This is a genomic window from Streptomyces sp. ICN903, assembly GCF_022015835.1.
Taxonomy (GTDB): Bacteria; Actinomycetota; Actinomycetes; order Streptomycetales; family Streptomycetaceae; genus Streptomyces; species Streptomyces fenghuangensis.
Genome location: NZ_JAKMAY010000032.1, coordinates 20391 through 29543 on the forward strand (window position 1 = coordinate 20391; position 9153 = coordinate 29543).

Annotated in this window: 6 protein-coding genes; 3 read left to right on the forward strand and 3 right to left on the reverse strand. The window is 75.3% G+C overall.

Features of this window, described 5'->3' with window-relative positions:
* Positions 1-204: 204 nt before the first annotated feature.
* Positions 205-1131, reverse strand: a complete 927-nt coding sequence (locus tag L7D48_RS05680; protein ID WP_237877774.1) for a 5-dehydro-4-deoxyglucarate dehydratase — start codon at positions 1129-1131, stop codon at positions 205-207.
* A 292-nt stretch (positions 1132-1423) separates the two neighbouring features.
* Between L7D48_RS05680 and L7D48_RS05685 the strand changes: the two genes are divergently transcribed.
* Complete coding sequence (locus L7D48_RS05685) at positions 1424-2254, forward strand: NAD(P)-dependent oxidoreductase (RefSeq protein WP_237877775.1); 831 nt, start codon at positions 1424-1426, stop codon at positions 2252-2254.
* Between the two features lie 71 nt (positions 2255-2325).
* Here L7D48_RS05685 and L7D48_RS05690 read toward each other — a convergent pair whose 3' ends face one another.
* Complete coding sequence (locus tag L7D48_RS05690; protein WP_237877776.1) at positions 2326-5253, reverse strand: SpoIIE family protein phosphatase; 2928 nt, start codon at positions 5251-5253, stop codon at positions 2326-2328.
* Between the two features lie 223 nt (positions 5254-5476).
* Here L7D48_RS05690 and L7D48_RS05695 point away from each other — a divergent pair, with 223 nt between their 5' ends.
* Together L7D48_RS05695 and L7D48_RS05700 are read left to right on the forward strand one after the other, a co-directional pair.
* Positions 5477-7603, forward strand: coding sequence for a histidine kinase (locus L7D48_RS05695; protein WP_237877777.1), 2127 nt, complete (start codon positions 5477-5479; stop codon positions 7601-7603).
* Positions 7604-7686: 83 nt separating this feature from the next.
* Positions 7687-8730, forward strand: a complete 1044-nt coding sequence (locus L7D48_RS05700; RefSeq protein ID WP_237877778.1) for a S66 peptidase family protein — start codon at positions 7687-7689, stop codon at positions 8728-8730.
* A 48-nt stretch (positions 8731-8778) separates the two neighbouring features.
* On the opposite strand, the gene L7D48_RS05705 is transcribed toward L7D48_RS05700, so the two are convergent.
* Positions 8779-9153 (reverse strand): SCO4225 family membrane protein (locus L7D48_RS05705; RefSeq protein WP_237877779.1); only part of this gene is annotated, 375 nt, incomplete at its 5' end.

A 9153-nucleotide genomic window follows, 5' to 3' on the forward strand; every position in this document is an offset into this window, starting at 1 on the left:
AACTCTATGAATGCGTGCCGTCACAGTAGAAGCGCCCTTATGGGGCGTCAATACGTGCGAACAGATGGAACGGCAAGAGGGTTGGAGTGGAGTGGTTGCCTGGGGGCGGCGTTCATGGATGTGGATGCTGGTGCGCTCCTGAACCGCTGCCGGGGCTGTCCGCGCGGACAGGGGCTCCGCGCGGACAGGGCCTCCGCGTCCGCCTCACGCCAGCAGGGCGCGCCCGCGTTCCACGAGGGCGGACAGTTCCTCGACGTGCGCGCCGTCCGGCTCGCTCAGCGGCGGCCGCACCCCGCCCACGTCCAGACCGCGCAGGCGCACCCCGGCCTTGACCAGCGAGACCGCGTAACCGCGCCCCTTGTCGCGCAGCTCCGCCAGGGGGCGGTAGAAGCCGTCGATCAGCCGGCGCACGGTGGCGTCGTCGCCCCCCTCGAAGGCCCGGTGGAAGGCGGCGGCGATCTCCGGGGCGAAGCAGAAGGCGGCGGAGGAGTAGAGGCCGACCCCGATGCCCCGGTAGGCGAGGCAGGTGAGTTCGGCGGTGGGCAGCCCGTTGAAGTACAGGAACTCGCGGCCGGGCTCCGCGGTCCGCACCGCGCTGACGATCCGCTGCATCAGGTCGAGGTCGCCGACCCCGTCCTTCAGGCCCGCGATCCGGGGATGGCGGGCGAGTTCGGCCACGGTGGCCGGCGCGAGGACGGCGTTGTCCCGCTGGTAGACGATGACGTCCAGCCCGGTCGCGTCGGCGAGGGCGGTGTAGTGGGCCCGCAGCCCCTCCTGGCCGGGCGCGACCAGATAGGGGGGCATGGCGAGGAGCCCGTCGGCGCCCGCCTCCTCGGCGACGCGGGCGTACCGCACGGCGAGGGCGGTGCCGTAGCCGGTGCCCGCGACCACCGGCACCCGCCCCGCCGCCTCCGCCACCGCCGCGGAGACGCACGCGCCGAACTCCTCGGGGGTCAGGGCGTGGAACTCGCCGGTGCCGCAGCAGGCGAAGACGGCGGCGGCGCCGCCGTCGATGCCACCGCGCACATGCGCGCGGAACACATCGGTGTCGAGGGCGCCGTCCGGTCCGTACGCGGTGACGGGGAAGAAGAGCAGGCCGTCGAGCCGGGCGCTGAGAGGAGGTGTGGTCACGGCACTCCCTGGATGTCGCGGGGCGGCAGGTGGCGTACACATTCAAGACTTCTGTCCATATTCATGAACGTCGTTACGGTAGGACAGCGGTTCGTGGTGGTCAAGGCTGCCTGCTGCCGTGGGGAGACTGCCTGGCGAAAAAGCTGAGAAAGCGCTTTCCCCTACACTTGACGATGTTGGGGTGAGCTCCTACCGTCTCCACAGTTGTGAATGACGTTCGGTGAACCGCTCCTTCGTCGAACCCGCTCGGCGTGTGCGCGCCGGCCTCCCCACCGCACCGAGGAGACAGCCCATGCCCGCCCCCAGAACCGTCCTGCTCACCGGTGCCGCGGGCGGCCTCGGCACCCTGATGCGGGGACTGCTCCCCTCCTACGGCTACACCCTCCGCCTCCTCGACGTCGCCCCCGTCGAGCCGCTCCCCGGAGCGGGGGAGCGGACCGAGGAGACGATCACCGCCGACCTCGCGGACCGGGTGGCGCTGCGGGAGGCCGTGCGGGGCGTGGACGCCGTCGTCCATCTCGCCGGGATCTCCCTGGAGGCCCCCTTCGAGAAGATCGTGCGGGCGAACATCGAGGGCACCTACAACCTCTACGAGGCGGTCCGCGAGGAGGGTGTCGGACGCGTCGTCTTCGCCTCCTCCAACCATGCCGTCGGCTACACCCCCCGTCCGCGCGAGGGCGATCCGCTGATCGGGGTGGACACCCCGCACCGCCCCGACACCTTCTACGGGCTGTCGAAGTGCTTCGGCGAGGACCTGGCCCAGCTCTACTGGGACCGGCACGGCATCGAGACCGTCTCCATCCGCATCGGCTCCTGCTTCCCCGAGCCCACGACGGTGCGGATGCTCTCGGTCTGGATGAGCCCCGCCGACGGGGCCCGGCTGCTGCACGCCGCACTGACCGCCGAGGGCGTCGGGCACACCGTCGTCCACGGCTCCTCCGCCAACACCCGGCTGTGGTGGGACCTCTCCTCGGCGCGGGCGCTGGGGTACGAGCCGCAGGACGACTCCGAGCCGTACGCGGCCGAGCTCATCGCCGAACAGGGCGAACTCGACCCGGACAGGCCGGAACACGCCTGCCTGGGCGGCCACTTCACCACCAAACCGCCGATCTGGCCGCACTGACCCGTACCGACCCGCTGCTTCACGGCTGAGCCGGCCCGGTGACCCGCCGCTCCGGCGGGCGCCGGGCCGTCTCAGTCCAGGTCGTCGAACATGGCGAGCAGCGCCTGATCGTCCGCATCCTCCAGGGCGGGCTCCTCCCGGCGACGGGACCGCCCGGAGCCGAAGTCCCCGGAGTGCGGCACCTGCTCGGCCCACACCGTCTTCCCCCGCGGCATGTAGCGCACCCCCCAGTTCCTGGTGAACTGCGCCACCAGGAACAGGCCGCGCCCGCCCTCCTCGGTCACCCCGGCACGCCGGATGCGGGGAGAGGAGTTGCTGCGGTCGGAGACCTCGCAGAGCAGGGACGCGCCGCGCAGCAGCCGCAGCCGCACAGGCCCCCCGCCGCCGTACCGCACGGCGTTGGTGACCAGCTCGCTCACCACCAGGCCGGTGCCGTACTCCAGTTCCGGCAGGCTCCACTCGTCCAGCTGCCGCCGGGCCAGCGCCCTGGCGTCGGACACCACCGACGGGTCGGCGGGCAGCTCCCAGGACGCCACCCGGTCGGCGGGCAGCGCGTGCACACGGGCCAGCAGCAGGGCCACGTCGTCCCGGGGGCCGCCGGGCAGCAGGGTGCCGGTGACCCGGTCGCAGATCCGCTCCAGGGACGGCTCCGGCGACGGCCCCGGCGGCGAGTTCGGCGGCGAGTTCGGTGAGGAACCCCGCGGCGGCTCCGGGCCGCGCAGCGCGGAGGCGAGCAGCCCCATGCGCGCCTCGGCGTCACCGTAGCCGCGGTCCTCCTTGAGCAGGCCGTCGGTGTACAGGGCCAGCAGACTGCCCGCGGGCAGCTCCACGGTGGCCGACTCGTAGGGCTGGAGCCCGCCGAGCCCGAGCGGCGGGCCGGCCGGCAGGTCCAGCGTCCGCGCTCTGCCGTCGGGAAGCACGGCGACGGGCGGCGGATGCCCGGCCCGGGCGGCCGTGCAGCGGCAGGTCACCGGGTCGTACACCGCGTACAGGCAGGTCGCGGCCGTGGCCGGGTCGTCGGGAGCGCGGCCGACCAGGTCGTCCAGGTGGGCCAGCACCTCCTCCGGCGGCATGTCCAGATCGGCCAGGGTGCGCACCGCCGTGCGCAGCCGGCCCATGGTGGCCGCCGCCTCCAGTCCATGGCCCGCCACGTCCCCGACGACCAGCGCCGAACGCATCCCGGACAGCGGGATCGCGTCGAACCAGTCGCCGCCCACCCCGCTCCTGGCGTCGGCGGGCAGGTAGCGGTGGGCCAGGTCGACGGCGGCCAGCCGGGGCGTGTCACGCGGCAGCAGGCTGCGCTGCAGGGTCAGGGCGGCATCGCGCTCCCGGCTGAAGCGGCGGGCGTTGTCCACGCTGATCGCGGTGCGGGCCGCCAGCTCGCCCGCCAGGGCCAGGTCGTCCTCCTCGTAGGGGCGCGCCCTGCCGCGCCGGTAGAAACCGGCCAGCCCCAGGACGGCGTCCCCGGCGCGCAGCGGCGCGGCCAGATACGAGTGCTCGCCCTCGCCGAGCAGTTCGCGCAGCAGTTCGCCGGGGTGGGCGCCGCCCAGGGAGGGCGCCGCGAGGATCTCGGTCCGCACCGAGTCCGCGACCGGCCGCCCGGCTTCCAGGCACCGGGCCTGCGGCGTGCCGGGTGCGTAACCGACCTGGGCGTCCGCGCCTTCGGCTCGCTCGCCCTCCGCGTCCTCGCCGCCCCGTACGGCCACCCGGCGCAGCGCCGTCGCGGCGCCGGGGGGTCCCGGCCGGGGCTCCTCGCCGGCCAGGGTGTCCTCGGTCAGGTCCACCACGGCGACGTCGGCGAACCTCGGAACGGCGATCTCCGCCAGCTCCCGCGCCGTGCGCCGGATGTCCAGTGTGGTGCCGATCCGGGTGCCCGCCTCGTTCAGCAGCGACAGCCGCCGGCGGGCCTCGACGGCCAGGCGGCCGACCCCCGGTTCGCCCACCATCAGCAGCCACGCGTCGGGGCCGCCGCCCTCCGTCCCGCCGGGCCGCCGCTCCGGCTCCGCCTCCCGCGGCCCTCCGGGTTCCTCCTGGGTGCCGTCCGGCGCGCCCGGCTCCTCCCGAGCGCCCGAGGGCCGCCCGGCGCGGGGCGGCGGGCGCAGCAGCGGCACCCGCCGTCCGTCCGGGCCGCTCGCCGCGGCCGCGGGTGCTCCCGCCGCGGTGGCGGCGGGACGGGTCTCCCGGAAGCTGATCTCGACGGCGGCGCCCTCCGCGTCGCCGTGGTGCAGGAGTTTGCGCCGCAGTGTCGCCACCCGCCCACCCGTCAGCGGCACCTCGGCGAACGCCTCGCCGCCGGAGGAGATCAGCTCGCTGGCGGCCTCCAGCAGCGCCAGCTCCTCCCGCGGGGCCAGCCGGGGCGCGGCCTCGCCGCGCTGGGCCGGCATCCCCGAGGCGAGGTCGATCTCGGCGTGCTCGCCGCGCCGCCTGGCCCGCAGGAAGGACTCCATCAGGCCGCGTTCCCGGGCCGAGCCCATCTCCAGCAGCCGCTCACCGATGCGGTCGGTGGCCCTCTGGAGCGTCAGAGCCATCCCGGGCCTGGCCAGCTCCATGGGGACGGAGAGGTTCACCGCGCCCTGCACGGTGCCGCCCACCGGGTCGCGCACCGGGGCGGCCATGCAGGTCAGCGTCTTGAGGCTGTGCAGGAAGTGTTCGTGTCCGACGACCACGAACGGGGCACGGGTGCTCAGCACCATGCTGACGCTGCTGGTGCCCATGAACCGCTCGTCGACATTGGCGCCCGGGACGAGGGAGGCGGCATCCATCAGATCCAGCCCCCCGGTCTCCCCGAGCCGGTCGACGATGTTGGCCCGCGAGTCGGTCAGCACCACGGTGACGGGCATCCCGGAGAACCGCTCGTACAACCGCCGCAGCACCGGCATGGCCGCTCTGACCAGCCGGGAGTCGGGGTCCAGGTCGCTCTCGACGGGCAGCGCGGGGTTCTCCTGGTCGACGCCGAGCAGACGCGACCGCTGCCAGGAGGCGAGGATCTCCGCACGCACCTGGGGAGAGGGCGGCCGGTCGGCGGGGCCGTCCCTCCCGGATGCCGGGAAAGCCGAGGAATGAGTCACCAGAACGGAATAATAGGGCAAAAAGGGCATATGTTCATGTCGGCGTGCATGGGGCGGCCGGGGAGCCCCGAGAAGCGGCGCGGGCCCGTCCGGTCCGTCCGCGGACCGGACGCGCCGACGGACGGCGCGGGGCGCACCGCTATGTTCCCCGGACATGGAGGCACCACGGCCCTGGCCGACCCTCGCCGCCCCCGCCGCCCTCGCCGTCGCGCAGATCGCGTGGTGGCCCCTGGGCGCGCTGCGCCCGGGCGGCGGTGCCCCGGGGCCGGTGGAGGCGGGCGCCGGTCTGCTGGCGGTGTGCCTGGCCGCCGCCGTACTCGGCCTGCGACGGCGGGCGCCGGTGGGCGCGCTGGCAGGCGTCACCGCCGTGGCGGTCCTCGGGCCGGCCGCCTCGTTCCCCGGCGCGCTGGACGTGTTCGGCGGCGCCGGTGTGGCCCTCGCCCTGCACGCGGTGGCGGTGCGGCGCGAGGCCGCCACCATCGTGATCGCCGGCGCGGCCCACCTGTGCTGGCAGCTGCTGTGGGGCGCCGTGCTGTACGGCGGGAGCCGGGGCGCCGCCGCGGGCCTCGTCCTCGCCGCCGTGCCGCATGTGGTCGGCACCGGGACCGGCCTGGGCAGGCGCCGTCGGCTGGCCGCCCGGCACGCCGCCGCCGCACGGCTGGCCAGGGCCGAAGCGGAGCGCGACAGGGCCGCCGACGAGGAACGCCACCGGCTGGCCCGTGAACTCCACGACGTCGGCGCCCACCACCTGACCTCGGCCGTGGTCACGGCCGAGGCCGCGCGCAGACTCGGCGGCTCCAGGCCCGAACTGACCGCCGAGGCGCTGGAGACCGCGGCGCGCGACGGCCGCGAGACCCTGTCCACACTGCGCGAACTGGTGGCGGTGATGCGCACCGAGGCGGAGGGGGAGCCGCACACCTGGAACGGCCGCATCGCCGAACTCGCCGCCGGAGTCGGCGGGTTGGGCGGTCCGGTGGAGACCGACCTCCGGGCGGACCTGCCGGGGGGACTGGGCGAAACCGTCTTCGCCATCGTGCGGGAGGCCCTGACGAACACGCTGCGCCACGCGCCCGGCGCGGCCGTACAGGTCGTCGTCGGGCACCACGGCGGCCTGCTGGAGGTGACCGTCGACAACGGCGCCCCGCCGTCCGGCGGGGCGCCGCACGCATCCGGCGCCGTACGCGGTCTGGGGTCGGGGCGCGGCCTGGACGGGATGCGGGAACGCGCGGCGGCGGCCGGCGGGAGCCTGACCGCGGGACCCCGCCCCGGCGGCGGCTGGCGGGTACGGGCCGAACTGCCCGCCGACGGCCCCGCGCCCGCGGCGTCCCCGGCGGGCGGGCGCGGACTTCGCCGGCCCGTGCGTATGCTCCGGCCGGACCGGCGGCGGGCGGCCCAGGTGGTCCTCGCCCTGTTCGCCGTCCTCAACCCGCTGGTCCCCGCGCTGACCACCCGGACGGTCGGCTCCACGCCCCACGGGCCGGCGGCCGACGCGCTGTACCTGCTGCTGACGGCGGTCCACGCACTGCCGCTGCTGTGGCGGCGGCGCGCGCCTCTGACGGCGCTGGCGGCAGCCCTGGCCACCGTGCCGCTGTGGCCGGCGGCGGCCCTGTCCGGGGCGCTGCCCCCGGAGGCGGTGCCGCTGCTGTGGGTGGGTGCGGGGGTGGAGGCCGCCGCGCTGTACTCCGTGGCGGCCCACGGCCGGTACGGCCGCGGCACCCGGTGGGCCGCCCCCGCGACGGGACTGGTCCTGGGCGCGGCGGTGGGCACCAGTGCCGCCGCCGCGGGGCTGCTGCCGGACCGGTTCGCCGGGCCGGCGGCACACCTGCCGGTCACCGTGCCGCTCACCGCCGCCCTGATGCTGGTCCTCACTGCCGCATGGCGGGCGGGCGCCGCCGCGCGCACCCGCGGCGCCCGTGCCGCCGCACGTGAGCGGGAGGCGCTCCAGGAGGCGGTACGGCAGGCGGCGGAGGCGGTACGCGCCCAGCGGCGGCACGTCGCCGAAGGGCTGCGCGGGACCGTCCTGGAACGGGCGGGCCGGGTGGTGCGCAGCGCCGAGGAGGGACGGCTGGAGGACGTGGCGGCCGAGGCCCGGGCGGCGCTGGCCGCCATGCGCGAGCTGCTCGCCACCCTCCACGAGCCCGGCGGCCGGCCCGTCGGCGCACCTGCGGCGAAGACCGCGTCCGGGGAGGCCGGACCCGGGGAGGGCGTTCCCGCGCCGCCGCGGACCGCGGCGGGCGCCGGGGGAGTGCCCCGACCCCTCGGCCGCGGACCGCGGGGCTGAGGAGGGGAAGGGGCGAGCCCGTCCGGGACGGACCCCGCGATATTCGCTGCGGCGACGGGTCCGCCGACTTCTATGATCGGCGGATGACGGATCCCGTACACCCGGCGAAGCCCCGGCCCGGTGACATGGTCGCGGTGCTGTCCCCCTCGTCCGGCCTGCCCGGTGTCTTCCCCATGCCGTACGAGCTGGGCCTGCGCAGACTGCGAGAGGAATTCGGGTTGAAGACGGTGGAGTACCCGGCCTCCAGGAAGATGGGGTCGACGCCCGAGGAGCGGGCCGCCGACATCCACGCGGCCTTCGCGGACCCCCGCGTCAAGGCCGTGTTCGCCAGCATCGGAGGTGACGACCAGATCACCGTCCTGCCCCACCTCGACCGCGACCTCCTCCGCGCCAACCCCAAACCCTTCTTCGGGTACAGCGACAACACCAACCTGCTGCTCCTCCTGCGGAACCTGGGCATCGTCGGATACCACGGCAGCACGGTGATGGTCGAGCTCGGACGCCCCGGCGCGATGCACCCGCTGACCGCCGACTCGCTCAGGGCGGCGCTGTTCACCTCCGGCGAGTACGAACTCACCGAGGCAGACGCCTACGGGGACGTCAGCCGCCCCTGGGACGACCCGCGCACCTTCGACTCCGAACCGGAGATGGAACCCGCCGACGGCTGGTCCTGGCACAACGGCGACCGGGTGGTCGAGGGGATCGGCTGGGGCGGCGAACTGGAGATCGTCTCCTGGCTGCTGATGGCCGACCGCGAGGTCCTTCCGGTCGACTCCTACGCCGGCGGCGTGCTCTTCCTCGAGACCTCCGAGGAGATGCCGCGCGCCGAACAGGTCTACCGGATCCTGCGCAACATGGGCGAACGCGGACTGCTCCGGCAGTTCCCGGCGCTGCTGATGGGCAGGGCGAGGAGCTGGTCGTTCGAGAACCGGTTCACCGCCCCGGAGAAGGCACGGTTCCGCCGGGACCAGCGAGAGGCCGTCCTGCGGGCCCTCGGGCAGTACGCCCCCGACACCATGGCGGTGTTCGACGTCGACTTCGGTCACACCGACCCTCAGCTCGTCATCCCCGTGGGAGGACGGATCCGGGTGGACGGCCCCGCGCGCCGTATCACGGTCACCTACTGAGCCGGCTCCTCCGCCCACCGGGACGCCGGCCCCGGGCGGGACGCCGGCTCAACGGGCGCCACCGGTGCTCCGCCCGTCCCGCCCCAGCACGCGGGCGCACCAGTTGACCAGGGCGGCGTTCGCCAGGGCACTCACGACGACGACCGACACATAGGCGGGGATCCCCTCCCAGGGCGCCAGGAGGAGCAGCACGCTCAGCGGCGCGGTGGCCAGCAGGGGGACGACCCCCGCCATGGAGGCGTCCTCATGGCTCACGAGAAAGGCGTCCGCCAGCACCCACACCAGCAGGGCGCCGCACAGCGCGAGATAGGCACGGGCGGCCCACGTCCCGGCCACGGCCGAGGCGACGCGCCGCACACGCCGCCGGTGTCGTACGCCGTCCACACGCCCCCGCTCCCAGTGTCCCGCCCCCCGTATCCGTCC